Source organism: Bacteroides sp. OF03-11BH, assembly GCF_003604005.1.
Taxonomy (GTDB): Bacteria; Bacteroidota; Bacteroidia; order Bacteroidales; family Bacteroidaceae; genus Bacteroides; species Bacteroides ovatus.
The window spans coordinates 145,546-172,530 of the sequence record NZ_QTMW01000004.1 but is presented as its reverse complement, the minus strand read 5'-3'; the positions used below and the strand labels follow the sequence as shown (position 1 = coordinate 172,530).

The following is a 26,985-nucleotide window of genomic DNA, read 5'->3' as shown; positions in this document are numbered from 1 at the left end:
GACACACTTCTCCCAAAGCTGATGTCAGGAGAACTAAAAATTAACGCAACTGAAGTATTATAGATTACAATGAACAAGTCAATAAACATACTTGATAAAGAATATCTGCAATGGGTGAAAGACCTTTGCGGTCGCTATCGTCAAAGCCAAATAAAGGCAGCGGTGAAAGTAAATGTGGAACAGTTGAAATTCAACTGGCTTTTAGGTCGTGACATTGTTGAATTGCACGTAGAAGAACGCTGGGGCGAAAGTGTTATCACTCAATTGAGCAAAGATTTACGTGAAGCTATACCCAATGCAGCTGGTTTGTCAAAGAGCAATATCTACTATTGTAGGAAGTTTTATTTGTTATATAAGGATGCTCTGAAAACTTTCCACCAACTTGGTGGAAAAAATGAAACGGAATTATTCCACCAAGTTGGTGGAATATTTGAAGTCCCATGGAGACACCATTGCTTGATAATGGATAAAGTGAAAGACGATATAGACAAAGCTCTGTTCTATGTTCACCAGACGGTGGAGAACGGCTGGAGTCGTAGTATGCTGCTCAATTTCATTAGCACCGACCTTTATGAGCGGCAGGGCAAGGCACTGACTAACTTTACAAAAACATTGCCCGATGCGATGAGCGACCTTGCACAGGAGTTGACCAAAGACCCCTACAATTTTGCTTTCACGGGTATAACTGGGCGTTACAATGAACGATTGCTCAAAAATGCTCTACTGAATAACATTACTCGATTCCTGATTGAACTGGGTACAGGTTTCGCTTATGTGGGCAAAGAATATCGTTTGGAAATAGGCGAAACGGAAAACTTTATCGACTTGCTCTTTTATAATCTTTCGCTTTCCTGCTATGTAGTGGTAGAGGTAAAGATCGGTAAATTTGCTTTTGCCGACATCGGTCAATTAGGTGGATATGTGGTGGCTTGCAATCATTTGCTGCGTAAGGAAGGACGGGATAACCCAACCATCGGCTTACTGATTTGCAAAGAGAAAGACCGCATACAAGCTCAGTATGCTTTGGAGTCGAGCAGCCAACCTTTGGGTATTTCCGAATATGATCTGGAGAAGTTCTATCCCGAAAAAGTGGAAGGTACCATGCCTACCATTGAAGAGATAGAAGCTAAATTAAGAGATAACTAACAATGACTGGCAGAAAAAAGAATCTGCCAGAGCCGGAATGCGCAAAATGATAAAGCGGTTGCTGAAGAAATATAAATATCCGCCCGAGGAAGCTGCTAATGCTTTGGAAACAGTCATTCGTCAATGCGAACAATGGACGGATAATGATGATTCAGAACCTCTTTATCAGAAAGCCCCGAAGAAATATGAGTTTCCTGAAAGCAGTTCATACACCATAGCTGCTGAACCAAACATCAAATACAATAATTTATTATTGAAAAATAAAAGCCACATAAGTATCATTATCGGCAATTAGAATGTGTACCGTTTGAAATACCGAATTCGTGGGTGTGGGCAACATTGGGAGACATTGGTACTTGGCAAGCAGGAGGCACACCAAGCCGTTCAAATAAGACCTATTATGGAGGAAGTATTCCTTGGCTTAAAACTGGAGATTTAAATGATGGATTGATTACAGATATCCCAGAGAGCATTACAGAAGAAGCTGTTGCAAATTCTTCTGCAAAAATCAATCCAGTAGGGAGTGTTCTTATTGCCATGTATGGAGCAACAATAGGCAAATTGGGAATACTTACTTTTCCTGCAACCACAAATCAAGCATGTTGTGCTTGTATTGAGTATTATGCAGTCATTCAATCATATCTATTCTACTTCCTTTTATCACAAAGAACAACGTTTATCTCAAAGGGAGGAGGCGGAGCACAACCAAATATTTCAAAAGAAATAATTGTAAACACTACAATTCCATTACCGCCTCTTGCTGAACAACAACGTATTGTAACAGAAATTCAACGTTGTTTCGCCTTGATTAACCAAATCGAACAAGGGAAAGTTGATTTACAGACTACTATCAAACAATTGAAAAATAGGACTTTGGATCTCGCTATTCATGGAAAGCTGGTTTCTCAAGATCCGAATGACGAACCAGCTTCGAAGTTACTTAAACGTATCAATCCGAAGGCTAAAATAACAAGTGATAACGAACATTATGAGAACTTGCCTTTTGATGTACCTCAGAATTGGGCATGGACTACACTTGGCAATATTGGTAAATGGCAATCTGGAAGTACACCAAACAGGTTGAACAAAAATTATTATGGAGGAAATATTCCTTGGCTAAAAACTGGAGATTTGAATGATAAATACGTCACGTATATTCCAGAATATATTACAGAGAAAGCCTTAGATGAAACATCTGTGAAGTTGAATCCTAAAGGTAGTGTGTTGATAGCAATGTATGGCGCAACGATAGGGAAAGTTGGGATATTGACATTTCCCGCTACTACGAATCAAGCATGTTGTGCTTGTGATGTTTTTGATGAAATAGAAAGAATGTATCTGTTTTATTTTTTACTTTCTCACAGAGAAAAATTCCTTAGGCAAGGAGGTGGCGGAGCGCAGCCTAATATATCAAAGGAGAAAATAGTCAATACACATATCCCCATACCACCTCTTGCAGAACAAAAAAGGATCTTACAGAAAATAGAAGCATTGTTTGTTGCAATTGATAAAATAGCCGAGGAATTATAACTCTTCAGCTATTTTATCAAGAGTAGAGAACAGTAGACTAACTTTGTTTGCTATTCGCATTTGTTCCTCCAAAGGGGGAATGGCTATATCAATATCTTCAATAATCGATTTACTCACTCTTTGTTGTCCTACAACTCCATTAAAAGAATTTATGCACTGATTTATGAAGTAATCTGACTTGAAGAAGAAAAGTCCATGCTTAGCATCAATACACTGTGATCTAAATATATAAAGTTCGGTAGTGCCAGCACCTATCCCATTTGGAAGGTCTTTCAGAATTATAGATTTCCTATTTTCAAGGCATGGTGAAATTTTGGCTACTGCAATGTCTCCATCTGCAAAGTGTGTAAAACCTGTTTTAACTTCATACCACTGTCTTGTCTCATATCTAAATGTATTAAAATAGCCATCAGAAATATTCGTCATTGATATAAAACCAGCTTTAGAACTATCATCAGCTTTGTTTCTTGGATTGATTTTAAATACTTCTTTTATGGATGCATAGCACCATCCATTAGGCAAGTTCTCATAATGTTCGATACATCTTCTTATATTGTTGCCATATTCATTTAAAATCAAGAGAATATGGTAACAACATTTAAAAACTATCTGGTCAAAACAAATCTGGCTAAGAACACTGTCACATCGTATGTATGGACTGTGAATTATTTCCTTGCTCATTATAAGGAAGTGAACAAGAAGAATCTATTAGCCTATAAGGGCTATTTGGTTGAGAACTTTAGACCACAAACGGTTAATCTGCGATTGCAAGGTATCAACAAGTATTTGGAATTTGCGAAACAAGACAAATTAAAAGTTAAGTTTGTAAAGGTACAACAGAAGAATTTCTTGGAGAACGTAATTAGCGATGCTGACTACAAGTTTCTGAAAGCACAATTAAAAACAGACGGCTATGAAGAATGGTATTTCGTTGTATGGTTTATGGCTGCAACCGGTGCACGTGTCAGTGAATTGCTGCATATCAAAGTGGAACATATACAAGTGGGGTATCTTGATCTTTACAGCAAAGGTGGGAAAATACGCCGTTTGTACATTCCGAAGAACTTACGTATTGAAGCTGTCAAATGGCTTAAAGAAAAAGGGTTTGTTTCAGGGTATATTTTTCTGAATCGATTCGGACAACGTATTACTACTCGTGGTATTGCCTCACAACTCAAACATTTTGCTACAAAATATGGAATGAACAAAGAGGTTGTTTACCCCCATTCATTCCGGCATCGTTTTGCTAAAAATTTTCTTGACCGCTTCAATGACATTGCTCTTTTGGCAGACCTCATGGGACATGAGAGCATAGAAACCACTCGCATTTATCTTCGTAGAACTGCAAGTGAACAGCAGAAAATCGTAGATAAAGTAGTGAATTGGTAATAATTTTACAAGAATCCTTAAAAGTGTATTTGCTTACACTTTTAAGGATTCTTGAATGTTATCAAGGATTGAGAAAAGTTCTTCTATCTTTTGAACTATACGATATTGCTCTGCAAGTGGTGGTAAAGGGACATTTATTTTATGCAAAGCATTGGAAGATAGCCCTAGTAAACCAATACCTTTCCCTCCTATAAGATTATTCTCTTTTAGATACAGTAAAACATAATAATAGAACGCTACACACAAATCTATTTTTGCTCGAAGTTTATGGATGTGATTCTGAATACATATGTCGTAATCATAATTCCAAATAGCCGAACGACCAATATCCCCACCTTCACATACAAGTAAATCTCCCTTTGTTACAGTACACTTGTCCAATTCATTTTCTTTGTACGGCATTTGTTTAAGTACAGTAAAATCAAATTTATCCCAATGCACATTGGATGTGGTCAGATAACTTTTCATCATTCCTTCCTTATTAGAAGAATTAAGAGCCTTACCTGTATTGTGAGTAAATATCTCTCCCAAAATAGTATATTGCCAACCATAGGGATAATGTTCGTTATCACTTGTTATTTTAGCCTTCGGATTGATACGTTTAAGTAACTTCGAAACTGGTTCGTCATTCGGATTTTGGGGTACAAGTTTGCCATGAATGGCGAGGTCAAGGATTTTACTTTTTGCTTGCTTGATTGCAGTCTGTAGGTCGTTTTTTACTTGTTCAATTTGTTCAATCAGGGAGAACCAACGTTCAATTTTCGCCACAATACGTTGTTGCTCTCCTAATGGTGGAAGAGGTATCATTCCTTTACACGCATCTGCTGTGCTAAGTCTTGGCATTTTTACACCATACCCACATCGAAGAGTATAATCAAGAAAATAAGGCGAGCGTAGTACATGACAAACAAATTTATTCGACATAACTCCATAAGTGTTAAATGACATTAACTCAGTCGTACAATATCCTTCTTTAGGTGCAACCAGTACTTTATTCAGATAAGTGCGAAGTTTAGAATACAAAATTTCACCTGTATAAAATTGATGCCGTACACCACTTATACTACGTTCGCTTTTCTTTAGGAATTGATTAATATTGGCAGAATCTTTCTCTATGTCTTCTAATTCTAATATCCAGTCATTATCTTTTATACGGTCAACCTGAACATTGATGCTATCGCCATAATTACTTATTTCTCCCAAAGTCGTCCATACCCAATTATCCGGTACCTCAAACGGTACGTTCCCATAATGATACGTATCAGAAGAAGTCGTTTTCTTACTTCTCTTTATCTTCCCCTCCTTTATCAGACGTTCTTTCTCTTCCTTAATACGTTCAAGTAAAACAGACGCAGGTTCATCATTTGGATCTTGTGGGACAAGTTTTCCTCTAATAGCGAGGTCTAATATTTTCTGTCGTAGTTTCTTTGTATCCATTAGTCCTCGATATTTGCCATTAATTTTTGAAGTTCAGCCACCGCTTTACTTATGTTATCACTTTTCTCTTTGATAATAGCCATTAATTCTGATAATGAATAGTCTACTTCATCTCCCCCCTGTTTTATCCAAGATACATCAAGGCTGGTTTTGTCACGAGTTATTACTTCATCACAAGTATATTTACGCCAACGCCCATTTAGATTAGTCTCAGCATTATATGTTTCTACACGAGCATTTATATCCTCCGCATGATAACACGAAACGAAATCATCAAGATGATGCCGTTGCATCGGATTAGTAGCCAATGTATGCTTTACATCTGTACGATAATCATAAAACCAAATATCCTTCGTACTACTACCTTTTGTAAAGAATAAGACATTAGCTTTTACACCTTGAGCATAAAATATACCTGTTGGTAAACGCAAGATAGTATGCAAATTAAATTCTGAAAGTAGTTTCTTACGAATCACTTCTCCAGCGCCCCCTTCAAACAGTACGTTATCAGGCAAAACAACCGCTGCACGTCCGCCTGTTTTGAGCGAAAGCATTATATGCTGTAAGAAATTCAATTGGTTATTTTTCGTTTCAACATAAAAATCACTTCGATTAATGTCGACAGAACCAGAAGGACGGGTTCCAAAAGGCGGATTAGCAAGAATAACATTCACTAATATATCAGGTTCTTTTTCTAAAGAGTCCTGACATATAATAGGGCTTCGGTCAGTACCAACACCATGAAGATACAAGTTCATCGAAGCTAATGTAACAACCAAAGGAGTATTATCCGAACCATGCAGAGCTTTATTCCGCAAAAAATCCCGTTTGCCTTTGTCTTGTGATTGTTTTTTCATGTAGTCATAAGCTGCCAAAAGAAAGCCACCAGTTCCACAAGCCGGATCACAAACCGTTTCCCCAATCTGAGGACGCGTTACATCAACCATTGCCGATATAAGAGAACGAGGAGTAAAATACTGACCTGCTCCACTCTTTTTATCTTGTCCATTCTTCTCTAAAATACTTTCATAAATAGCCCCCTTAACATCACCATCCATTATAAGCCATTGCTCCTCATTAATCATTGTTATGACCTTCTTCAAATATACAGGCTTATCTATTTTATTTTGAGCTTTCGTATAGATAGTACCAATTAGATTATCCTGCTCACTCAGTATTTTCAATGTATTTTCATACTGGCCTATCAAATCAAGACCATCTAATTCTATCAGGTTTTCCCAACGATATCCTTCAGGTATGGCTGATTCTTCGTCAAGCAATTTAACGTTTTCATCATCCATTTTCAGAAATAACAAATAAGTCAGTTGGGTTATATAATCGGTAAATCCAATACCTTGACCCGCTAACGTAGTGGCAAGTGTCCAGACCTTTTTAGTCAGACCTTGCTCATTCGAATTTGATTTTGCCATATTAATTTTATGCTACTTTTCTATTATAAATTAAAAACTGAGATAATGAAACAATAGCCTCATTCACCGCTGCTATAGTACCAAACTTACGTATCATCTGAAGCGCTATTGTTTTATCATCTTCCTTTATTTCTTTTATTGTACAAGAACCATTCGCTACAATATAGTTCACAATCTGACGGATAGTATTCTTTTGAGCCTCAGTCATTGTACGCTGTATCTGCCCACACCACAATTCAAAACGTTGGGCAGCCATTGATGACAGGCTACGAAGTTCTGTCACCTGATGATAAGCATATCTGACTAACTGAATAATATTAGTCAAAGCTTCTTTTTCTTCTTTCGTCCCAAAATGTACTACATTGGAAGGGTTAACAATAGAGTATGTATTCCATAATTGAGAAGGATTAAACTTGTAATTCTCCATTTTTATCCGATTCTCCAAATCCTTAAGCATTGCATAAGTGATAGGTTCTCCGTTATTGTTATAAATAATGCGTAAAGCCTCTATCTCATCTCTATGTTCATTTACATATTGTTCAAACGCCTGAGTCGTGTCGTGAGCTTCCTCTATGGAAAATCCTTTCTCAATCAATGTATCTTCACCGGGCATTAAAATTGTGACAAATCCAGCGTTCAGAATACACAGATATTCACGGGCATCGGGATGAATAGCGAGAGGACGCACCAAGCCTTTCCGTTCGTTATTCGGTTCGTTTATATTCACATATTCCGGCAACAGATTATTATCCAAAGCTTCATATATACGAGATGCCATATCCCGCATATCTGTACCAGCCAATCTTATAAACTCATTCCTCTGTTCTTCATTTGCCTTATTATGTATTCTTGACAGACGGCTAGCCAACAATCGCAGATGTTCATCCGGCAGTTCACCATGAGAGATACGCTCTAAAAGTTGCCTTAAAGACAACAATGTTTCAGCATTGCTTCCCGCTCCAGAAGTTGTTACATAATGCTCATGTTCTGTTACTCCCACCGCATCGACTAAGAAAAACAAATCTTTACTATGAGCATTTGGAGTAACATTACGAAGTTGCTCATCACCAATTGTACGTACTCCCCTACCTTTCATCTGAGTATAAAGAGAGTCAGACTCGACATCACGCATAAACATCACCACTTCCAAAGGCTTCACGTCTGTTCCAGTAGCAACCAAAGTCACAGTTACAGCAATGCGGAACTCCTTATCATTACGAAAATGACGTATCAATTCATTACTATCTCCAGCCGAATAAGTGATTTTCTGCACAAACGTATCATCTTCACGTCCAAAGACTTCCTTCGCTATTTTAACAATATTACTTGCATGAGCATCATTCAAAGCAAATATTAATGTCTTAGGTAAATAGTCAAAATTAGGTTCTCTTTGGGGATCATTAAACATTTCTGTATAAACCGCATCTCTATATGTCTCTAAAATCAACTTTATTTGAGCAGGATTAATAATACTCCTATTCAGTTCTTGTCTTGTATAAGTAGTCGTTTCCTGTGTTTCGATATTTTCAGTTTTACCTGTATAGCGGGTTATTTTACGTACTTTATCCCCCTCGCGAATTGCACCGCCATCTTCGGTTACTTGTGTTTTAATACGGAACACCCTATAATCAACATTGACACCATCAACTATTGACTTTTCAAGAGTGTAGTTCACTATTAAGTTGTTATTAAAGAAGGCTAATGTTTCAACAGCAGGAGTAGCTGTTAACCCAATCATTTTTGCAGAACTAAAATATTCAAGCACACTTCGCCAACTACCATAAATAGAGCGATGGCACTCATCAATAATTATCAAGTCAAAGTAATCCGGGGGCAAGTTAGGATGAACCGGCAAATTCATATTTCTAGTACCGTCGACAACATAATCCGCTTCATTATCATCATCTATAAAATCGTCTCCGGACAATAAAGAAAATAAACGCTGTATAGTAGAGATAACAACATTGGCATCATTTGGGATTTTCGCGGTTTTCAATCTTTCTACCCCAAATATGGTATTAAACGGATCACCATTTTCTGTCAAACGGAATGTTCCAAATTCTCCTTCTGCCTGTTTTCCAAGATTATTACGGTCAACAAGAAACAAAACCCTCTTCATTGAAGTGAAAGCCAACAAACGATAGGCAGCCAAACATGCGGTATAAGTCTTTCCCGCTCCCGTAGCCAAAACCATCAATGCACGATCATGCCCGCTACGAAAACTATTTTCTAATTTTGTTATCGCTTCATACTGGCAATCCCTTAATCCTTTCCTTTTTAAGGTTGGGAGTCCTGCAAAATCATCTTTAAGTCCTAATAGTTTTACTATTTCTTTAGGAGAATGAATTTTATTCAAAGAAATATATTCAGAATCAACGTCACGGGTATCTCTGAATAACAGTTCCCTTCCATTTGACAAATAAACTAAAGGTAAAGGATTCATCCAAGCCTGACACCAATGAGGTACACCTCTAGTATATTTTTCAGCCTGGTCTGCCACAAATTCAGAATAAATTGACACAGATTCTTTCTTTGCTTCCAATACGCCAACAGCTTTACCATTTAAAAAAAGTAAATAGTCAGCTTCACGATTACCTTTCAGCAAGCCTTCCTCGACTGCTATAGCAGATACTTCAGGAGAATAATGATTTCTATCAACTACTTCCCACCCCGCATCATTAAGCATACGGTCAATTATTATTCGAGCCTTTTCTTCCGGTTTCATGTGTGTGTCTTTTTTTTGTAACTTCCGATAAGGCTATATTATCGGAAGTTACAAAAATAGGTAAAAATATAGAATATGAGAAAGAAATGGAGATTTTTTGATACATCACAACACAATTTCTCTATAAAAGATTCTTTGCATATCAGTAATATTTGTCCAAACGTTTCCCATTCCCAAAATAAAGCCCTACTTTTGTGAAGAATATTTTCCCGTATATTAACGTATAAACAATAATATCTCACAAATAAAATAAACCCTACAAGATGAAAGAAAAATCCGACAGCCCGTCTGTCCCCTACAATTTCTCCCGGTGTTTCAACGACCAATGCCCGCAAGCCTCGAAATGTTTGCGCTACATAGCTGCACAAAATGAAACAGCCGATTACCTTTATATCTCCATCGTTAATCCGGCACGTTATCCTGCGGATGGGAACCAATGCGAATGTTTCAAGACTGCTGTCAAAGTTCATGTGGCATGGGGACTTAAACAGTTGCTTAACAGAATTCCCTATGAAGATGCGGTCAGTATCAGAATACAAATGGTCGGACACTATGGAAAAACGGGATATTATCGGTTCTATCGTGGAGAACGGGGGCTTATGCCTAAAGACCAAGCCTACATCAAACAGCTATTCCGTAATAAAGGGATAAAAGAAGAACCAACTTACCAACGTTACACAGAAGAATATATTTGGTAAGTTGCTGTCATCTGTCACAGATTAGGAGTTAATAGTTTAGTAATGAACCGATAAGACTGTGACAGCAAGAGGTGACGGCAGGGTGATGGCATTTTTGCCGTCACCTGGTTATTAGTCTTACAACATGATAGAGTGTACCGCTACGCGTATGTTTGGAAGGTATTTCTTGCTTTTTCAGTATTCTTCCGAAGGAATTAACCCTCTTGACAGACATCGGGATTGAACTGCCTTTTTGAATATCTTCCATAATCTCCGCTGGAGACAACCACTCCCCTTCTTCAGGCTGTGCGGCACGGAAATAACGGAAGAAAAGTTGCTCTTCCGGCGGGACTTGTTCAAATTCACGGTTGTTTTCCACCATGATCTTTTCTTCCTCCTGGTCGAACCAGTAACGTTCGCCATGCTCCAGTTCGTACATAGCTTGTGCGTAAAGCTGCTCATAGTCTATCGGACGGTTGGTGTCAATCACTCCGGTCACTTCGATACAAATAAAACGACGACTGCCGGAAGGGTCGGTCAACAAGTCTTTCTGGTTACTTGTAGCTATGAATGAGGCGTACCGACGCATTTCAAGCACGGCACTGCCATGAGGTTTCTTCACATTCAGTACAGGCTTTTGCAGAATATGTTTCAGAAAGCCTTGTTGTGTCGAACTCACCTGGTCAAATTCATCAATATTGATAAGCGCAAAACGATTGAGGTAAAGTTCGGCATCTTTCTTTCGGGAGAAATCAATGCTGTCAGTATAGTAGGAACGCTCGGAAGGGGGCATTATGCTCCGGCAAAAGGTGGATTTACGTGTCCCTTGCGGTCCGACAAGTAAGGGCGAAACACTGTTTGCATACTTTTTATTGCTTCCTTTCCAATGAGAAACCATATTGAGGAACCAACGGTGGAACAAATCCATCCAATACGGATTCTTACAAGGGACGGTGGCTGCCAATGCACGAATACGGTCTTTACCGTCCCATGCGGGAAGCCGGTAGAGGAAATCTTCCAACGGGTTGAATACAGGGACGCGGTTGGAGTAAATATAACGACTAATATCCCTATCCCACAACGGGATACCTTCCATTTGTGCATCCAAAGCAATGCTGTTCAACGCACGTTTGTCGAGAGGATTGAAGCGGAAACGGAAAGAAAGCCTTTCACGATATTCTACCTCACCAATTTGGGTGTTATGACGGAATTCATAGCGGCGTTTCATGAATTCTTCTGTCTGCAAGGCGAGTTGCTGCTCTTTGCTTAGGCTGATATTCTTGCCGAAGCCTTTGCACTCGGTATATATATTGCCGATCATTTGCCGGATAAGCTCTTCCTGTTTATACATATAGAAGTGGAAAACAGTACGTTTCACAACTTCTTCTTGTGGAAGTCCCGAAGCAAAACAGTTTTTAGCCAGTTGGACAACTAAAGGATGCCATGTGTCTTTGCTCAATTCGAGCCCCGCTTCCCTAAGATCGGCATAAGCTTTCCGAAAAGCGGCTTCGAAAAGCATTAGAAATGCATTTTCCGCATCATATCCCGGTACGGCACGAGTCAATGGAGATTTCTCCGCCTGAACCGCTTCACGGAAAGTGGTTTCTTCGGGCATTGATGATGGTTGAGAGAGATAAAACTGGACTGAACCCGGACGATATATGATGTCCGGATCGTGGGATAATCGCGAATATTGTTCAAGGGTCGGTTCTTTGGGAAGTATATCGAACGGGATTTGGGGTTGATAACACTTTACAGCCAGTCGATAGGCGTGGGCGTGGAATAATTCCGCTTCTTCCCGTGTATTGGGAAGCGAGTTGTCCGGTCGGGTAAAGGTAGTCCATATTTTCACTGTTTTGCCACTTGAACCCATAAAAACACAACGGGTTTGTGGTTGCTCAAAGGCTTTTTGTTTCACTAAAGCGATTTCCGACTTATTGGACAAGGGACCGATGGTCAGTTCTACAATACCGTTGTAGTTTTTCATCTGTTTCTGACCGTTTACTTTTCGGAATTCGGCAGCAGGAATTATTTGAGGAAGTTTATTGGCAAACATACACCGTTCATCGGGAAGGGTATATCGCAAATGCTCTCTGAATGTAGAAACAGGACGGGATTTTATTTCTGTCTTTATCTTATTTACCAGTATATCAAGATCCATTACGCTGAGCGCTATCGTATCTTCATTCTTACGAAATTGAGTAATTTTCATTAATTTGATAATAAATTGTTTTGTCAGCGCCTTTGTGATCGTTGAGACTGCTAAATTACTCATATTATTCGGGACCGACAAGAAAAACAAGATTTTAATATAGAAAATTATTGATATATCAAGTGCCTATTTAGCCGAAAGAAACGGGATCGTTATCACTCAATTACGGTTCAAGTTATTTTTCTCTGCTTGAAACTAAAGTTTCAGCTAGGAGAAACTCTAGTTTCATCAGCAAGAAACCAATAGTTTCAAGTAATTGGAACTAGAGTTTCAAGCGTATGAAACTAAAGTTTCAAACCGCAGAACCAACAGTTTCACGCCTTGAAACCGTTAGTTTAAAGGCAGGGCACAACTCATAAGTACGGGGATAATAAATTGAACGACTTATCTTTCTATAGCTGATACTATCAAATTCCAAACAGTATCTTTGATTTTTTCTTTGTTTTTTGGGGTGACAGCATTATTGCTATCACACTGCTGTCACCTTGTGCTGTCACGCTACTAAGTTCTTATACTCTGCAAGTTAGATTATAATCTGTGACAGATGACAGATATATTTTGTTTTTTATTTCATAGGAGGGCTAGTCTTATTTCACTGGGAACAATTATTCCGCCATCGTATCATATTCCGCAATTTTCTCCTTACATAGACGTTCAGTAATATCTTTCAGAATATCTATGCGAGAAATAAGGTATTCCAGTTGTTCTTGTGAGATACTGAAATCCTTGTTATAGCGAGCTTCAATGTAAGAGCGGCATAATAAATCAAAACATTCTTTCTCTGCATCCGTATTTTGAGGAAAGACTGTAGTTAATTCTATAGAGAAACGCTTTACCATTCCACCAAGTTCTTTGATTTTATGACTCTTCGGGCGATAGTTCGTAAAAACCATCAGGATACAATTATAAAGTTTCTCACACGTCTGATGAAGAAGAAAAGCTGAAATATTGTTTTGTTCCTTAGGCAAATAATATTCTTTCACCCCTTCTAAAAGCCCGCAAGCGTATGGATATAATTCATCAAATTCACTCTGTGCAATATCCCTAATCTCCCTAAAGCTCAACTTACGTGGTTTAGCCAATTCACATTTACCACTATCATAAAGCATGATACCCTCCTTTGCAATATCCGTAAAGAAATACTGACTGACTTCCAAATTACGATTTACCGTATTAATATGCTCTACTATAAATTGCGGAAAAGCATGACGACGGTCTGCAAACAAGTCATGATATTTATTCGTAATACGGTGTAATTTCTCTTCCACTTGCTTAGCCGGTCCGGTTATGACCACAAGAATATCATAATCACTCTGATAGGAAGTATGAACACCGAATTCTATATTACTATCCCATAAAACATAGTTTCCCCTTGCATAACTTCCGAACAGGATAACCATCTGACAATTCCTGATGTTCTTACGCACTAAATCCAGCAAGACTGTCAATTCTTCCTGCGTACGTTTGGGTAAACGTTTTATAGACTTTTTCATAATCAAGCTTATTTGATAACCTTACAAAGGTACGAACTTTGCTATCTCCAAACAACAGAGATGCAGAAAATATTTCCACATTATAATCATCCGTACCCTCTACGGTTGCAGTGCATTCACTAGGTGAAATTTCTTCCAGTTCAGAAACGGTATCCGTATCATAATATTCTTCCCCGCGCATCAACATCTTATAAGGGACAAAATTCTCAAAATTACCCAGTGTAATCATATTACTAATTTAGTCCTGTATATATCCTTCCTGTTCATACGCTTTCCCATATTTATGAATCATTGCAACCAATGGACTTAAACGTTCGTCAGAAACCAACATGGCCCTATAACACATTATACAACTATAAATTTCAAGTAAGAATTTGCAAAGGCAATTACTATTTATACCTTTGTGACTTCAACAGAAAATATGATTTCAATAGAGAATTAGTAACCCGTTAAAAGAGAAATTGATTATGCGTTCATTCATAGTATTTCTTTGTTTGGTCCCCACCCTCCTGTTTGCCCGACAAACTCAACTTGAGACACAGTTGAAAGAAGCCATCAAAGGAAAGAAGGCCGAAATAGGAATAGCCGTCATCATTGATGGAAAAGATACGGTAACTGTCAATAATGATATTCACTATCCACTGATGAGCGTATTCAAGTTTCATCAGGCATTAGCATTGGCAGATTATATGGGAAAACAGAAGCAATCGCTGGAAACCCGGTTACCCATTAAGAAATCGGATTTAAAGCCGGACACTTATAGTCCGCTTCGAGATAAATATCCGCAAGGAGGAATTGAAATGAGTATTGCCGACCTCCTAAGATACACACTTCAGCAGAGTGATAACAATGCTTGCGATATTCTTTTCAACTATCAGGGTGGTCCGGATGCTGTGAATAAGTATATCCATTCACTGGGAATTCGGGAATGTGCCATTGTCGGTACGGAAACTGCCATGCACGAAGACTTGAACCTATGTTATGAAAACTGGACTACTCCGTTAGCCGCAGCCGAATTAGTGGAAATATTCCGTAAGAAGCCATTGTTTCCCAAAGTGTACAAAGACTTCATATTTCAAACAATGGTGGAGTGTCAAACCGGACAAGACCGTCTGGTTGCTCCGTTGCTCGACAAAAAAGTAACCGTAGGACATAAAACCGGAACGGGAGATCTTAATGCGAAAGGACAACAAATCGGTTGTAATGACATTGGTTTCGTTCTTTTGCCCGGTGGACGTACTTATAGTATAGCTGTCTTCGTGAAGGATTCCGAAGAAAATAATCAGGCGAACAGTAAGATTATCGCTGATATTTCCCGTATCGTTTACGAATATGTAATGCAGCATTAAGATAGAAACAAAGTAATAGAAATTAGAAAATTCATTTATATGAAACTACATCATATCGCTATCTGGACTTTTCGTCTGGAAGAACTAAAAGAGTTCTATGTCCGCTTCTTCGGAGGAAAAAGCAACGAAAAATATATCAATCCCAAGAAAGGATTCGAGTCCTATTTTATCTCTTTTGGAGAGGGAACAGACTTGGAACTGATGAGTCGTACAGATGTACAGAACACTCCCATTGAAGAAAACAGGGTTGGACTGACACACTTTGCTTTCACCTTTCCCAGCCAGGAAGAAGTATTACGCTTCACCGAACAAATGCGTTCGGAAGGATATACCATCGCCGGCGAACCGCGTACTTCGGGAGACGGATACTTTGAAAGTGTAGTCCTCGATCCTGACGGAAACCGGATTGAGTGCGTATATCGGAGAACTGCAAACGAATCGAAAAACAAAGCAAGACAGGAAACTGAAACAGAAAGTATTCCCCCCGTGACGCTCCATACAGAACGTTTATTTCTCCGCCCTTTCGAAGAAAGAGATGCAGAAACGTTCTTCGCTTGCTGCCAGAACCCGAATCTGGGAAACAATGCCGGATGGCCGCCCCATCGTACGTTGGATGAATCCCGCCGGATACTTCATTCCACATTTATCAACCAAGAGGGGATATGGGCAGTGATACTAAAAGATACGAAACAGCTAATCGGTTCCGTAGGAATTATCCCCGATCCTAAACGCGAAAATCCGCAAGTGAGAATGTTGGGTTACTGGCTCGACGAATCTTATTGGGGCAAAGGATACATGACTGAAGCAGTGCAGGGTGTCCTCAACTATGGCTTTGAAGAATTGCGGCTTAGCCTCATTACAGCGACCTGTTATCCGCACAATAAACGTTCGCAGAAAGTACTGAAAAAGAACGGTTTCATCTACGAAGGTACACTTCATCAGGCAGAACTGACTTACAACGGAAACATCTACGACCACCAATGCTACTACCTGCCCGGCATCTCCCAACCTACTCCGGAAGACTATGATGAAATCCTCCATGTATGGGAAATGTCCGTTCGCCACACGCATGATTTCCTGACGGAAGAACATATCCAGTTCTATAAACCACTGGTGCGGAAGCATTATCTACCCGCTGTTGAACTTTTTGTTATTCGGAATGCCAACGGAAAGATTGCCGCCTTCATGGGATTGAGCGACGAACTGATCGAAATGTTATTCGTACACCCCGACGAACAGGGAAAAGGATATGGCAAACGATTAATGGAATATGCAAGAGACAAAAAACATATGGATAAGGTGGACGTAAACGAGCAGAATGAAAAAGCACTCCAGTTCTATCTCCATTTGGGATTCCAAGTCATCGGCAGAGATGAAACGGACAGCATGGGTAAACCTTTCCCTATTCTTCATTTGCAACTGCCGGAAGCTGATTCCACTAATAGAGATTAATTTCCCAAAAACGAAAGAAACATGAACTTACGTGCCAGATTATCCGAACGTGTACACATTGAAGATATCAGAGAGGTACTCCACTTTATACAGGATGATGAACGGCTTAGAGAAGAAATCTACCAACTGATATTCGACGAAGACGCTATCGTCTCCTATCAGGCATTGTGGGTATGTACGCATTTCTCAAAGGCAGATGTAGAATGGTTGAGCCGGAAACAAGAAGAATTGATTGACGCTGCCATGACCTGCCCACACTCGGGAAAACGAAGAATGATTCTGAACCTGATATGCCAGCAACCTGCCGCCGACCCGCCACGAGTGGATTTCCTCGATTTCTGCATGGAACGCATGATATCACGTGAAGAACCAGCCGGTGTGCAATCTCTCTGCATGAAACTGGCTTATCAACTGACGCGCTCCATCCCGGAACTGCAACAGGAACTACGCACAATACTGGAAATCATGGAGCCCGACTTACTGGTTCCCGCTATCCGTTCCGTACGAAAAAACACCCTGAAAGCTATGAAAGCAAAGAAAAATTGATTGTTTTTATCACTTTCATTTCAATAAGTACAAATACGTATTTAGCTGTCAAATAAGAATATACCTATCAATCAGAGTATATTCAGATGGAATATTTGGGATATACCCGTCACTGAAATCTGAATACCGATGCAGAAAGTGAAAAAAGCAACGAGCTTATTAATAATTTGATTTCCCACCGGTCCCAACCTCTGAATAAACCTCTGCCCTTGTGAAAGGAATACATAAAAGATGGCCGCCATACAAATAATAACAAGCGCAATGACTAAATAATTAATCCCAGTTTGCAACAATTTACCTTTAACACTGGCAGACGCCATCAAAGTAAAGATAACCGATATACTGCCCGGTCCGATACTGATAGGAAACGTGATGGGATAAAATATCTTCTGCTCGATGTTTTTCCATCTGAAGCCGTCTACATTCTTGCTGGCTTCTTCTTTATCAGACGAACCTGAATCGCCCAACAGCTCCATTGCCGTCTTACAAATCAGTATTCCACCTCCTAACTGAATAACAGGAATAGCCAAACCGAAAATCAATAGAAACAGATGTCCTATCACCAATGTCCCTACACCGATCATTATAAAATTGAGCGTCAGCTTCTGAATGGCTGCTTTCCGTTGTTGAGGATCGAGGTCTGTAAAGAATCCATTGACGACAAAACCATTCCCCAAAGGGTTTATCACCGGAAACAGCGCCATAAACGATGACGAAAATATGATGAGAAGATTACTTAATGACATAATACCTGTTTTTTGATACTTTATTAATATCTGATATGTATCTAAAACATAAATGAAACGTTATTGTTTTGAGAATATGCTTTTGCGAGATGAATCCGCATCGGTTGAATACCTCGTGAAAGCAGCTTATAATAAACCTTTAACTAGAAATTAAAATTATGTGTACAAGAGTCGTTTATTCGGGAAAAAATGGAATGGTGGTAACCGGCCGGTCTATGGACTGGAAAACAGAAATGCACAGCAATCTTTGGGTATTTCCCAAAGGTATGGAAAGAAATGGAGAAACGGGAGCCAACTCCCTGCAATGGACGTCCAAGTATGGCAGCGTGGTGACTTCGGCTTTCGAGATTGCCAGTACAGACGGGATGAATGAAAAAGGATTGGTTGCCAATCTGTTATGGTTACCCGAGACGGAGTATCCGGTCAGAGATCAAAGTAAACCGGGACTTGCCATTACTGCATGGGTGCAATATATGCTGGATAACTTCGCCACCGTAGACGAGGCTGTCGCTTTCATTGATGAAAACACTTTCCAAGTGGTATCGGACCTGATGCCGGATGGTTCCCGCCTGGCAACCTTGCATTTATCTATTTCCGACGCAACGGGCGATTGTGCGATATTCGAATATACGGGTGGAAAGCTGACTGTTTACCACAGCAAGGAGTACAAAGTAATGACCAACTCCCCTACCTACAACAAGCAACTGGCACTAAACGAATACTGGAAATCAATAGGAGGATTGAGCTTCCTGCCCGGAACCAACCGTCCGTCCGATCGTTTTGCAAGAGCCAGTTTTTATATCAATGCCCTGCCCCAAACAGATGATGTGAGAATAGCCATAGCAAGCGTATTCAGCGTTATCCGTAATACTTCTGTTCCTTATGGCATATCCACTCCCGAATTTCCGGAAATTTCCACCACACAATGGAGAACGGTATCGGATAGTAAGAATTTGCTCTACTTCTTCGAATCAAGTCTGACACCTAATACATTCTGGGTAAACTTACGGGAAACAGACTTGTCGGAAGGAGCTCCGGTACTCAAATTATCTATCGCAAACGGTGAAACTTATCATGGAAATGCAACGAAAGAGTTTAAACCGGCACAGCCGTTCAGATTTATGGGAGTAAAAGGATAAAATTATCCCCGGAAACGATCCATCTGAAGCACATCCCAAAAGTTTTTGTATCTAACTTTTAAGACGTATTTCGATCATTTCCGGGGATAAAATCTGTTTCTTTAACAGCTTGCCATTAATTGAAATAATAAAGGAACACAGCAATTCCTTCCAGCGCCTTCTTTGGTTGGTCTTTTATTTCGATAGCAAACTTGATTTCCGCTTTTGCCACACCACGCAGATTAGTCAGCGAGTGCAAAGTAGTCACCAGACGGATGCTCTGTCCTGACAATACAGCCTGACCGAATTTCATTTTGTCCATGCCGTAGTTAATCATCATTTTCAGGTTATTCACCTGGATAATCTGATTCCACAAATAAGGAAGCATGGATAATGTCAGGTAGCCGTGAGCAATCGTGCTATGATAAGGGCTGTCTACTTTCGCACGTTCCGTATCTACATGAATCCATTGATGATCCAGCGTTGCATCAGCAAAAAGATTGATACGTTCCTGCGAGAGTTCCACATAATCGGAAACACCTATCTGTTGGCCTACTAGTTTTTCGAATTCTTCGTACGAATTGATAATTACTTTTTCCATAAGTCTTATCGTTTTTATGGGGGTTATTTACTATTAAATTGGGGACAAAAATAGGAAAAATAAACTGATATGCCACCAAATTTATAAATAAAAGCAAGGAATGAAGTATTTAGGTATGTTTTACAAACTGGAAGCCTGTTTTCAGTGCTTCTGTCAGAATACTGTACCCCTTACCATTCAAATGTAAATCGTCGAGAGTCAACTCCGGATTCAGCCTGCCATCCTGCAATAAACGATTGAATACGTCCAGATAGACAATATCTGTTCCCTGCAATTTTTCGTGTATCTTCCGGTTAAGGATCTGGATAAATTTATTCACAGCCGTACTGTAATCATCATAATCATTACGCGGAAAAATACAGAAAAGATATGTTTTCAGTGAAGGGACGGCAAGAACCGCTTTTACATAACGCTCTACATATTCATCTATATTTTCATCGTTCAACTGATAAATATCATTGGTTCCGAATTGAACAACGACCTGGCAATCGGAAGTGTCTACCGCAAAAGACTCCACATAGGCCAGCCCTTCACCGGGAGCACCATAGTTCAGACATTCCCATTGTGGGAAATAGATATCCAGTGCCCAAAAAGCCATGTGACTGTTGCCAAGAAAGGCAAATTTTGGTTTTTCTTCTATCCTATCCATACAATTTCATTCAAACGTCCACGTTATCTCACTCAAACTCTCAAACAAATATAGAATAAAATTCGCGGATTTACGTTACTTTTGCAAAGGTAATCACATTCATTCATATATATAAACCGATGATACATTTTTTCAAGAAACCCGTTTCTTACCTTGCGTTGCCGGAAAAATTCACTTATCCTTTCCATTATACACCTCATCCATTGTGTGTGTTGGCTGCGGAAGAAGTGAAAGAATATATTGCAAGCCGGAAAGAATGGCAAGAGGAATTGGCTTCCGGAAAGATGTTTGGAGTGTTGATTGTGCAAACGGACAACGGAATAACAAACAACGAAGAAAATCAGATTGGTTATCTTGCAGCTTTCTCCGGCAATCTGGCCGGAAAGAATCTGCATCCTTATTTCGTTCCTCCTGTTTATGACCTATTACAACCGGAGGGATTCTTCAAAATCGAAGAAGAACAGATTTCTGCCATTAATATCCGTATTCGTGAATTGGAAAACAGTAGTTCTTATCTCGGTTCAAAAGAGAAATGGAAGATAGAAACGGAACAGGCTAAAGCTGTTTTGAATCAAGCAAAAGCGGAGCTTAAAATGGCAAAGGAGGCGAGAGAGATTCGCCGCCAGTCATCTCCGGAGCTTTCCGAAGAAGAACAAGCCTCCCTGATTCGGGAAAGCCAATACCAAAAAGCGGAATACAAACGACTGGAAAAGGAATGGAAGAAACGATTGAAAGAGCTCGAAACGGAAGTCAGGCACTTCGATATTGAAATAGAGCGATTGAAAACCGAACGAAAAGAACGTTCAGCAGCTTTACAAAGAAAGTTATTCGAGCAATTCCGGATGCTAAATGCCCAAGGAGAGGTGAAAGATTTATATACTATTTTCGAGCAAACGGTTCAGAAAGTTCCTCCTGCCGGTGCGGGTGAATGTGCTTTGCCTAAGTTATTGCAATATGCGTATCTTCATCAATTAAAGCCATTGGCTATGGCTGAATTCTGGTGGGGCGACTCTCCTAAAAACGAAATCCGGCATCACGGATATTATTATCCTTCCTGCAAAGGGAAGTGCGAACCGATTCTGCAACACATGTTGCAAGGATTGGAGGTAGACGAAAATCCACTGCTGAATCCTGTTCATGAAGAGGAAGAACTGGAAATCGTGTTTGAAGATGAATGGTTGCTGGTAGTCAATAAACCGGCAGGGATGTTGTCCGTTCCGGGAAAAGCAGAAGACAGAGATTCAGTCTATCATCGTTTGAAGAAAAAATATCCTGAAGCTACCGGACCCATGATTGTACATCGGCTCGATATGGCTACTTCAGGATTATTACTCGTTGCCAAAACAAAAGAGGTACATCAGGATTTACAGGCACAATTTGCAAACAGAAGTATCAAGAAACGCTATGTGGCTGTGCTGGATGGGGCGATAATAAAAACAGAGAAGGAGACAAAGCCAATAGCAGAGAAAGCTATATTACTAGCAAAGGAAACTGTATCAACGAAAAAAACAGCAAAAGCAGAAAGAACAGGAAATACAGGAAGAATCGAACTCCCTCTTTGTCTGAATCCTCTCGACCGCCCTCGGCAAATGGTCAGTAGCGAACATGGGAAAGAAGCGATTACAGAATATCAGATCATCAGTGAATCTGAAAGAATTACCAGTGAATCTGAAAACACTTTCAACGAATCAAACAGGATTGATGAATCAGAAAGGAGTATCAATGAGTCAAGAAAATACACCCGGATTATCTTCTATCCATTGACCGGACGCACACATCAGTTACGAGTACACGCCGCCCATCCGGAAGGCTTGGGATGCCCCATACTTGGAGACGAACTCTACGGAAAGAAAGCAGACAGACTATACCTCCATGCCGAATATATAGAGTTCCGCCATCCCATATACGGAGACATTCTCTGCATACAGAAAGAGGCCGATTTCCATAAAAAATATGATTAAGCCATGAACCAAATTCTTTTTGAAATGTATATAGGGGTAATTACTAATTTTCAAAAAGAACCTGACTATGGACATCAAATTCCGCATTACAAAGTATTTAGCTGTATCTGCTTTAGCAATGCTGCTACTGGGAGCCTGCTCCAAAAACAATATCTACATCAACTATCCTGACGAAGAAAACAACGGAGGTTCATCCGGCTCCGGCAATGATGACAACAACGGCAACCCGGCCAAAGAGAATGCACTGATTACTTTCAGTGCTTCCGTAGAAGGACGAAACATCACACGAGCCATGTCCCCCATGGGAAAAGGACTTCAAAGCTGGTTGTGTGCCTATACAGCCAACACATCGAACAATATCACAGGCGCTCCCGTTGCTCAAGGCAACTATGTCACCTCCTCCCCCGGTGTGCTGACAGGAAATCTAGGATATAAAATGTATTTGAGCAATGCTATCTATAGCTTTTATGCCGTATCATGCAATTCCACCAGCCCGGCGCCTACTTTCACCAACGGACTATCCGAACCTTTATCCAACGGAGTAGATTATCTTTGGTGGCACGCAGTTCATCAGGACATCGCCAGTTCACAGATAAATATCCCCATAACCTACCAACACGCAGCCACGCAAGTAGTTGTAGCGATCGCCGGAGGAGAAAATATCACTTTAAACAAGATACTTTCCGCTACCATCACCCCACCGAAACCGGGCGCAATCATGGATTTGTCAACAGGTATCATCACTTCGGAAGTCAGCTATGACAAAGCAGCCGATATGGGAATCAACGACTTCACCGTACAATATATCATGTTACCCGTAAAGAGCTCCTCTCCCATGACCTTGACACTGGAGCTGATGGTAAACGGAGAAAGCTTTTCACGCACCTACACCACTCCGCTCACTCCACCCAACAACCTCCTGTCAGCCGGAAATTCATACCTTTTCCGGGCAGTTATCAATGAAAACTCCATCTCATTCGCCAATGTCAGTGTGAAAGAATGGACAGAGGTAGACGAAAGCGGAAACCCGCTATACCCTGTACAAGATTAAAATATCCGAAATAAAATCAAAGCAAACCAGGTTACGCAAGCCACAAACCGGGTTATGCAAACTGCAAGTCGGGTTACGCAAACCACCAACCGGCAATCATGCCACCGTTTGCGTAACCTGACTATTCGTAAATACCTGCTTCTTCAACCTGCGATAAACATAGATAAAGGCCGGCACGAGGAATAAGTCTGCCGCTATCCAAGCCATCGGATCACCGTAACAGACAGCAATAAAACCGAATACCGGTACGGCATAGAGACTGACAAGAATACGAGCAATCATCTCCGCCACTCCGGAGAACATGGCAAGATTGGTATATCCCACTCCCTGAATCGTGTAGCGCAGGATGCATAACAATCCAAGCATCGGGAAGAACATACAGGAGATATGCAGGAATAACTCGGTATCCAACAGTATTTCCGTTTCCGACGGATCAACAAAGATCAATGCAAAATATTTGGCTCCCACCATCAGAAGAACGAACGTAAATGCCGCATAAACGATCATCATCAAAGCACTCGCCTTAATTCCCAACCAGACACGCTCCGGTTTTCCTGCCCCATAATTCTGTCCGCTATACGTAGCCATCGCAATTCCCAGACTCTCGAACGTGCAGATAAAGAACATCTTGATGCGCATAGCAGACGTAAAAGCTGCCACACACGCTGTTCCCAATGCATTATTCGCACTCTGAAGCATGATGCTGCCGATAGCCGTGATAGAAAACTGCAATCCCATAGGCACACCAATGTAAAGCAGTGTCTTAGCCAGTTTCGACTGGAACCGGCGTTCTTTCGGAGTACCTTGCAATATTTCAAACTTCCGGTACATATAAATGTAGCAAAGAACAGCCGACAATCCTTGCGAAAAGACAGTAGCAATAGCAGCTCCCGCCACTCCCCAGCCAAGTACCAAAATACAGAACAAATCAAGAATGATATTCAGAACAGCCGCAAACAGCAGAAACCAAAAAGGCGTCTTACTGTCTCCCAACGCACGGATAATGCTCGAAAGAAGATTATAGAAGAAAGTACACGGCACACCAATAAACGTGACAAGCAAATAAGCATACGCCCCTTCGAAAATATTCTCCGGCGTACGCATGATCCGAAGAATATCCTCACATAAAATACAGGTGAGAAGAGCAATCACCACAGACATTCCCGCAGCCAGTTTCAGACTAACGGCCACATAACTGCGCATCGTACTGTAATCCCGCGCCCCAAACTTCTGCGCAACGGGTATTCCGAAACCTCCGCAACATCCATTGCAGAACCCGAGAATAAGAAACACCACCGATGTGCTGGCTCCAACAGAAGCTAACGCGTTAATTCCTAAAAACTTTCCTACAATTGCAGCATCAACAAGCGAATACGTTTGTTGCAACAGATTGCCGAGTAAAAGCGGCAGCGTAAACTTTAAAATGAGAGGTAATGCCGGCCCTGCCGTCATTTCTTTAGAAGTTGCCATACGTCTATGTTCTAAAATCGGATGCAAAGATACGGAAAATTCAATGAATTAGTTCTTGATTTGCGTTCCTCTTTTAGTTGACATAAATCAAAAAAATCAGTATGAGAGCATGAGTCTCCCGGTCTATCGTTTCACCAACCGTTTAGGTGAACCATGCCACGAGCATCCCAGGCAGAAGACTTCTGTCAAATCGAACCCCTCCATCGAATCTTCCGGATATTTGGGAACAACTTCACCATCTTCGAGCACATAAACCAGCAGCCTGTCACCCTGTTCATTCTTCACATACATAGCTGCAATCTTGCATTGCGGACACAATAACTTTTTCATGCTGCAAAGATACAGATTGTTTCCGTCAACCACAAACTCTTCCAACGATGTTTCAGAAGCCCGTTCATGATTTACAGTTTATCTATTCTTCCAGAATCCCGGATAAAACAACAGGAGTACACTAAACAATTCCAGACGTCCCACCAGCATCAGAAAAGAAAGTATCCACTTTGCCAGATCAGGTAAAGAATTCCACGAATATGCAGGCCCGCAAGTTTCCAATCCCGGACCGACATTGCCTATACTCGAAATAACCGTACTGACGGACTCGGAAAAGCCAACTCCCAAAAACAAAAGAGCCGTCCACCCAATCAGGATCAGAACCAGATAAAAAGCAAAGAAAATCAATACGGTAGTTACGATAGAAGAAGACACCGTCTGCTTATTGATACGTACGGGAAGCACGGCATTCGGGTGGAGCAGATGTTTGAACTCATTCCGAATGGCACGTGCCACAATCAGCAACCGCATATTCTTGATACCTCCACTGGTAGAACCCGTACACCCTCCCGAAAGCATCGCAATAAACAACAGTAACCACGTGAAAGGAGGCCACATATTATAATCATCCGTAGCAAAACCGCAGGAAGTATGCACCGTAGACACCTGGAACAATGCTTTCCGGAAAGCCAGTTCCCAGTCATAATGATTTTGAAAGACGAGCGCCAACGTGATAAGAAAAGTCAAGATACCCACTGACGCCAGAAACCAGTGCAGCTCTTCATCTTTGAATAAACGACCGACTTTTCCTTTCAAACACATCAGAAACAAAGAGAAGTTGATACTGGAAACAATCATAAAGATAGCCACCACATATTCTATATACGGAGAATTCCAGTAAGATATACTGTTCTGCTTGGTAGAATATCCGCCCGTAGCAGTAGTGGCAAACGACTGGCAAATGGCATCAAACAAGCTCATGCCCCCAAACATCAATAAGACAGTTTCCGAAACTGTCAATACCAGATAAATTGTCCACAACCACTTGGCCATGACATTGATTTTCGGATGGGTACGGTCGTGCGTCACTCCCGTAGATTCAGCAGAGAAGAGTTGCACTCCTCCCGTGGTAAAGATAGGAAGAATGGCAATCGTGAAAAACACAATCCCCAAACCACCGATCCACTGCGTCAGGCTTCGCCAGAAAAGCATACCGTGGGAAAGGGATTCAATATCATCGAGAATAGTAGCTCCTGTAGTGGTAAACCCGGACATGGTTTCGAAAAAGGCATTGGTTATCGTATCAATGCTTCCGCTAAAATAAAAAGGAAGCATGCCGAAAAAGGTAAAAAACACCCATGAAAGAGTGACCACACAATATCCGTCTCTCCGGCTCATCTTATTCTCCGCTCCCCGTCCGTAGAGCAGTAACAATCCGCCTACCACAGCATTGATGATACAGGTGTAAAGAAAGTATTTATAATCACTTTCCCCGTAACCAGCCGACACTCCGGCACAAAGTAAGAACATCCCCAATTCGATAAATAGCAACATACCCAACACGCGCCCTATCATCTTCCGGTTAATCATGCTATTATTCTTACTCCGAATATACAGACTGTTATCTGAAATGTACTCTTCCATAACTCATGAATCATTTTGTATGTTCCCCTCATAGCCAAGAGTATGCCAAAATGAAAAGGATTCTGATAATTAGCTTGTAATCAATGCAA

At 40.6% G+C, this 26,985-nt stretch carries 23 protein-coding genes and 1 pseudogene; 11 read left to right on the top strand and 13 right to left on the bottom strand.

Translation table 11 applies throughout. The features are described 5' to 3' along the window. Positions 1-69: 69 nt before the first annotated feature. The 3 genes and pseudogenes from DXA54_RS04640 to DXA54_RS04630 all read left to right on the top strand — a co-directional run bounded on the left by DXA54_RS04640 (position 70) and on the right by DXA54_RS04630 (position 2,676). Entirely contained in the window at positions 70-1,146 is a 1,077-nt protein-coding gene (locus DXA54_RS04640; RefSeq protein WP_004316539.1) for a YhcG family protein, read from the top strand. A 4-nt stretch (positions 1,147-1,150) separates the two neighbouring features. Continuing rightward, positions 1,151-1,441, top strand: a pseudogene (locus DXA54_RS04635) (type I restriction enzyme endonuclease domain-containing protein); the annotation flags it as partial. Positions 1,442-1,473: 32 nt separating this feature from the next. Beyond that, the gene (locus DXA54_RS04630) at positions 1,474-2,676 is read left to right on the top strand and encodes a restriction endonuclease subunit S (protein ID WP_243647638.1); all 1,203 of its coding nucleotides are present in this window, start codon (positions 1,474-1,476) and stop codon (positions 2,674-2,676) included. Here the strand turns inward: DXA54_RS04630 and DXA54_RS04625 are convergent. After that, positions 2,671-3,255, bottom strand: a complete 585-nt coding sequence (locus DXA54_RS04625) for a restriction endonuclease subunit S (protein WP_243647637.1) — start codon at positions 3,253-3,255, stop codon at positions 2,671-2,673. The genes DXA54_RS04630 and DXA54_RS04625 overlap by 6 nt on opposite strands. A gap of 6 nt (positions 3,256-3,261) precedes the next feature. Here DXA54_RS04625 and DXA54_RS04620 point away from each other — a divergent pair, with 6 nt between their 5' ends. Further along, complete coding sequence (locus tag DXA54_RS04620; protein WP_120079033.1) at positions 3,262-4,065, top strand: tyrosine-type recombinase/integrase; 804 nt, start codon at positions 3,262-3,264, stop codon at positions 4,063-4,065. Between the two features lie 33 nt (positions 4,066-4,098). Here DXA54_RS04620 and DXA54_RS04615 read toward each other — a convergent pair whose 3' ends face one another. The 3 genes from DXA54_RS04615 to DXA54_RS04605 are packed head-to-tail and all read right to left on the bottom strand — an operon-like array spanning position 4,099 to position 9,657. Next, positions 4,099-5,502 (bottom strand): restriction endonuclease subunit S, encoded by a 1,404-nt coding sequence (locus DXA54_RS04615; protein WP_120079032.1) that lies wholly within the window; start codon positions 5,500-5,502, stop codon positions 4,099-4,101. After that, positions 5,502-6,932, bottom strand: coding sequence for a class I SAM-dependent DNA methyltransferase (locus DXA54_RS04610; protein WP_118032132.1), 1,431 nt, complete (start codon positions 6,930-6,932; stop codon positions 5,502-5,504). The genes DXA54_RS04615 and DXA54_RS04610 overlap by 1 nt, the downstream gene beginning before the upstream one ends. 7 nt (positions 6,933-6,939) lie before the next feature. Then, positions 6,940-9,657, bottom strand: coding sequence for a DEAD/DEAH box helicase family protein (locus DXA54_RS04605; protein WP_120079031.1), 2,718 nt, complete (start codon positions 9,655-9,657; stop codon positions 6,940-6,942). Positions 9,658-9,920: 263 nt separating this feature from the next. Here DXA54_RS04605 and DXA54_RS04600 point away from each other — a divergent pair, with 263 nt between their 5' ends. Then, on the top strand, positions 9,921-10,355 hold the full coding sequence (locus DXA54_RS04600; RefSeq protein WP_004308245.1) for a DUF6078 family protein: 435 nt from the start codon (positions 9,921-9,923) through the stop codon (positions 10,353-10,355). Between the two features lie 100 nt (positions 10,356-10,455). Here the strand turns inward: DXA54_RS04600 and DXA54_RS04595 are convergent, their stop codons facing one another. The 3 genes from DXA54_RS04595 to DXA54_RS04585 form a co-directional block, all read right to left on the bottom strand. Continuing rightward, positions 10,456-12,546 carry a BT4734/BF3469 family protein gene (locus tag DXA54_RS04595; protein WP_120079049.1) on the bottom strand — a complete coding sequence of 697 codons (2,091 nt, stop codon included), beginning with the start codon at positions 12,544-12,546 and terminating at the stop codon, positions 10,456-10,458. A gap of 605 nt (positions 12,547-13,151) precedes the next feature. Further along, positions 13,152-14,039: a HEPN domain-containing protein gene (locus DXA54_RS04590; protein WP_120079030.1), complete on the bottom strand. Its 888-nt coding sequence runs from the start codon at positions 14,037-14,039 to the stop codon at positions 13,152-13,154. Next, positions 13,966-14,268, bottom strand: a complete 303-nt coding sequence (locus DXA54_RS04585; protein WP_120079029.1) for a hypothetical protein — start codon at positions 14,266-14,268, stop codon at positions 13,966-13,968. Before DXA54_RS04585 ends, DXA54_RS04590 begins: the two co-directional genes overlap by 74 nt. A gap of 238 nt (positions 14,269-14,506) precedes the next feature. Between DXA54_RS04585 and bla the strand changes: the two genes are divergently transcribed. Genes bla through DXA54_RS04570 form a run of 3 tightly spaced genes read left to right on the top strand, consistent with a single transcriptional unit; the run spans position 14,507 to position 17,386 of the window. Further along, on the top strand, positions 14,507-15,388 hold the full coding sequence (gene bla / locus DXA54_RS04580; protein ID WP_120079028.1) for a class A beta-lactamase, subclass A2: 882 nt from the start codon (positions 14,507-14,509) through the stop codon (positions 15,386-15,388). 39 nt (positions 15,389-15,427) lie between these two features. Continuing rightward, positions 15,428-16,840: a GNAT family N-acetyltransferase gene (locus DXA54_RS04575; protein ID WP_120079027.1), complete on the top strand. Its 1,413-nt coding sequence runs from the start codon at positions 15,428-15,430 to the stop codon at positions 16,838-16,840. 21 nt (positions 16,841-16,861) lie between these two features. Next, complete coding sequence (locus DXA54_RS04570) at positions 16,862-17,386, top strand: hypothetical protein (protein WP_120079026.1); 525 nt, start codon at positions 16,862-16,864, stop codon at positions 17,384-17,386. 71 nt (positions 17,387-17,457) lie between these two features. On the opposite strand, the gene DXA54_RS04565 is transcribed toward DXA54_RS04570, so the two are convergent. Next, complete coding sequence (locus tag DXA54_RS04565; RefSeq protein WP_004304823.1) at positions 17,458-18,132, bottom strand: MarC family protein; 675 nt, start codon at positions 18,130-18,132, stop codon at positions 17,458-17,460. A 158-nt stretch (positions 18,133-18,290) separates the two neighbouring features. On the opposite strand from DXA54_RS04565, the gene DXA54_RS04560 reads away from it, so the two are divergent. After that, complete coding sequence (locus tag DXA54_RS04560) at positions 18,291-19,271, top strand: linear amide C-N hydrolase (protein WP_004308262.1); 981 nt, start codon at positions 18,291-18,293, stop codon at positions 19,269-19,271. Between the two features lie 115 nt (positions 19,272-19,386). Here the strand turns inward: DXA54_RS04560 and DXA54_RS04555 are convergent, their stop codons facing one another. Next, a complete protein-coding gene (locus tag DXA54_RS04555) occupies positions 19,387-19,851 on the bottom strand; it encodes a MaoC family dehydratase (RefSeq protein ID WP_004308264.1) in 465 nt (154 codons plus the stop codon). A 109-nt stretch (positions 19,852-19,960) separates the two neighbouring features. Further along, positions 19,961-20,500: an SGNH/GDSL hydrolase family protein gene (locus DXA54_RS04550; RefSeq protein WP_165863220.1), complete on the bottom strand. Its 540-nt coding sequence runs from the start codon at positions 20,498-20,500 to the stop codon at positions 19,961-19,963. Positions 20,501-20,619: 119 nt separating this feature from the next. Between DXA54_RS04550 and DXA54_RS04545 the strand changes: the two genes are divergently transcribed. Both DXA54_RS04545 and DXA54_RS04540 read left to right on the top strand, forming a co-directional pair. Beyond that, complete coding sequence (locus DXA54_RS04545) at positions 20,620-22,461, top strand: RluA family pseudouridine synthase (RefSeq protein WP_120079025.1); 1,842 nt, start codon at positions 20,620-20,622, stop codon at positions 22,459-22,461. A 67-nt stretch (positions 22,462-22,528) separates the two neighbouring features. Beyond that, positions 22,529-23,512 carry a fimbrillin family protein gene (locus DXA54_RS04540; RefSeq protein ID WP_004304818.1) on the top strand — a complete coding sequence of 328 codons (984 nt, stop codon included), beginning with the start codon at positions 22,529-22,531 and terminating at the stop codon, positions 23,510-23,512. A 96-nt stretch (positions 23,513-23,608) separates the two neighbouring features. On the opposite strand, the gene DXA54_RS04535 is transcribed toward DXA54_RS04540, so the two are convergent. The 3 genes from DXA54_RS04535 to DXA54_RS04525 all read right to left on the bottom strand — a co-directional run bounded on the left by DXA54_RS04535 (position 23,609) and on the right by DXA54_RS04525 (position 26,896). Beyond that, entirely contained in the window at positions 23,609-24,982 is a 1,374-nt protein-coding gene (locus DXA54_RS04535; RefSeq protein ID WP_118419009.1) for an MATE family efflux transporter, read from the bottom strand. A gap of 123 nt (positions 24,983-25,105) precedes the next feature. Next, positions 25,106-25,312 carry a hypothetical protein gene (locus DXA54_RS04530; RefSeq protein ID WP_007750505.1) on the bottom strand — a complete coding sequence of 69 codons (207 nt, stop codon included), beginning with the start codon at positions 25,310-25,312 and terminating at the stop codon, positions 25,106-25,108. A 78-nt stretch (positions 25,313-25,390) separates the two neighbouring features. Continuing rightward, on the bottom strand, positions 25,391-26,896 hold the full coding sequence (locus tag DXA54_RS04525; RefSeq protein WP_120079024.1) for a TrkH family potassium uptake protein: 1,506 nt from the start codon (positions 26,894-26,896) through the stop codon (positions 25,391-25,393). Between the last annotated feature and the right edge of the window lie 89 nt (positions 26,897-26,985).

Bases quoted from the DNA above. Each gene is read 5' to 3' on its own strand.
- DXA54_RS04640 (WP_004316539.1), top strand. From the start codon at position 70: ATGAACAAGTCAATAAACATACTTGATAAAGAATATCTGCAATGGGTG.
- DXA54_RS04620 (WP_120079033.1), top strand. From the start codon at position 3,262: ATGGTAACAACATTTAAAAACTATCTGGTCAAAACAAATCTGGCTAAG.
- DXA54_RS04615 (WP_120079032.1), bottom strand. From the start codon at position 5,502: ATGGATACAAAGAAACTACGACAGAAAATATTAGACCTCGCTATTAGA.
- DXA54_RS04610 (WP_118032132.1), bottom strand. From the start codon at position 6,932: ATGGCAAAATCAAATTCGAATGAGCAAGGTCTGACTAAAAAGGTCTGG.
- DXA54_RS04605 (WP_120079031.1), bottom strand. From the start codon at position 9,657: ATGAAACCGGAAGAAAAGGCTCGAATAATAATTGACCGTATGCTTAAT.
- DXA54_RS04600 (WP_004308245.1), top strand. From the start codon at position 9,921: ATGAAAGAAAAATCCGACAGCCCGTCTGTCCCCTACAATTTCTCCCGG.
- DXA54_RS04595 (WP_120079049.1), bottom strand. From the start codon at position 12,546: ATGAAAATTACTCAATTTCGTAAGAATGAAGATACGATAGCGCTCAGC.
- DXA54_RS04590 (WP_120079030.1), bottom strand. From the start codon at position 14,039: ATGAAAAAGTCTATAAAACGTTTACCCAAACGTACGCAGGAAGAATTG.
- DXA54_RS04585 (WP_120079029.1), bottom strand. From the start codon at position 14,268: ATGATTACACTGGGTAATTTTGAGAATTTTGTCCCTTATAAGATGTTG.
- bla (WP_120079028.1), top strand. From the start codon at position 14,507: ATGCGTTCATTCATAGTATTTCTTTGTTTGGTCCCCACCCTCCTGTTT.
- DXA54_RS04575 (WP_120079027.1), top strand. From the start codon at position 15,428: ATGAAACTACATCATATCGCTATCTGGACTTTTCGTCTGGAAGAACTA.
- DXA54_RS04570 (WP_120079026.1), top strand. From the start codon at position 16,862: ATGAACTTACGTGCCAGATTATCCGAACGTGTACACATTGAAGATATC.
- DXA54_RS04565 (WP_004304823.1), bottom strand. From the start codon at position 18,132: ATGTCATTAAGTAATCTTCTCATCATATTTTCGTCATCGTTTATGGCG.
- DXA54_RS04560 (WP_004308262.1), top strand. From the start codon at position 18,291: ATGTGTACAAGAGTCGTTTATTCGGGAAAAAATGGAATGGTGGTAACC.
- DXA54_RS04555 (WP_004308264.1), bottom strand. From the start codon at position 19,851: ATGGAAAAAGTAATTATCAATTCGTACGAAGAATTCGAAAAACTAGTA.
- DXA54_RS04550 (WP_165863220.1), bottom strand. From the start codon at position 20,500: ATGGATAGGATAGAAGAAAAACCAAAATTTGCCTTTCTTGGCAACAGT.
- DXA54_RS04545 (WP_120079025.1), top strand. From the start codon at position 20,620: ATGATACATTTTTTCAAGAAACCCGTTTCTTACCTTGCGTTGCCGGAA.
- DXA54_RS04540 (WP_004304818.1), top strand. From the start codon at position 22,529: ATGGACATCAAATTCCGCATTACAAAGTATTTAGCTGTATCTGCTTTA.
- DXA54_RS04535 (WP_118419009.1), bottom strand. From the start codon at position 24,982: ATGGCAACTTCTAAAGAAATGACGGCAGGGCCGGCATTACCTCTCATT.
- DXA54_RS04530 (WP_007750505.1), bottom strand. From the start codon at position 25,312: ATGAAAAAGTTATTGTGTCCGCAATGCAAGATTGCAGCTATGTATGTG.
- DXA54_RS04525 (WP_120079024.1), bottom strand. From the start codon at position 26,896: ATGGAAGAGTACATTTCAGATAACAGTCTGTATATTCGGAGTAAGAAT.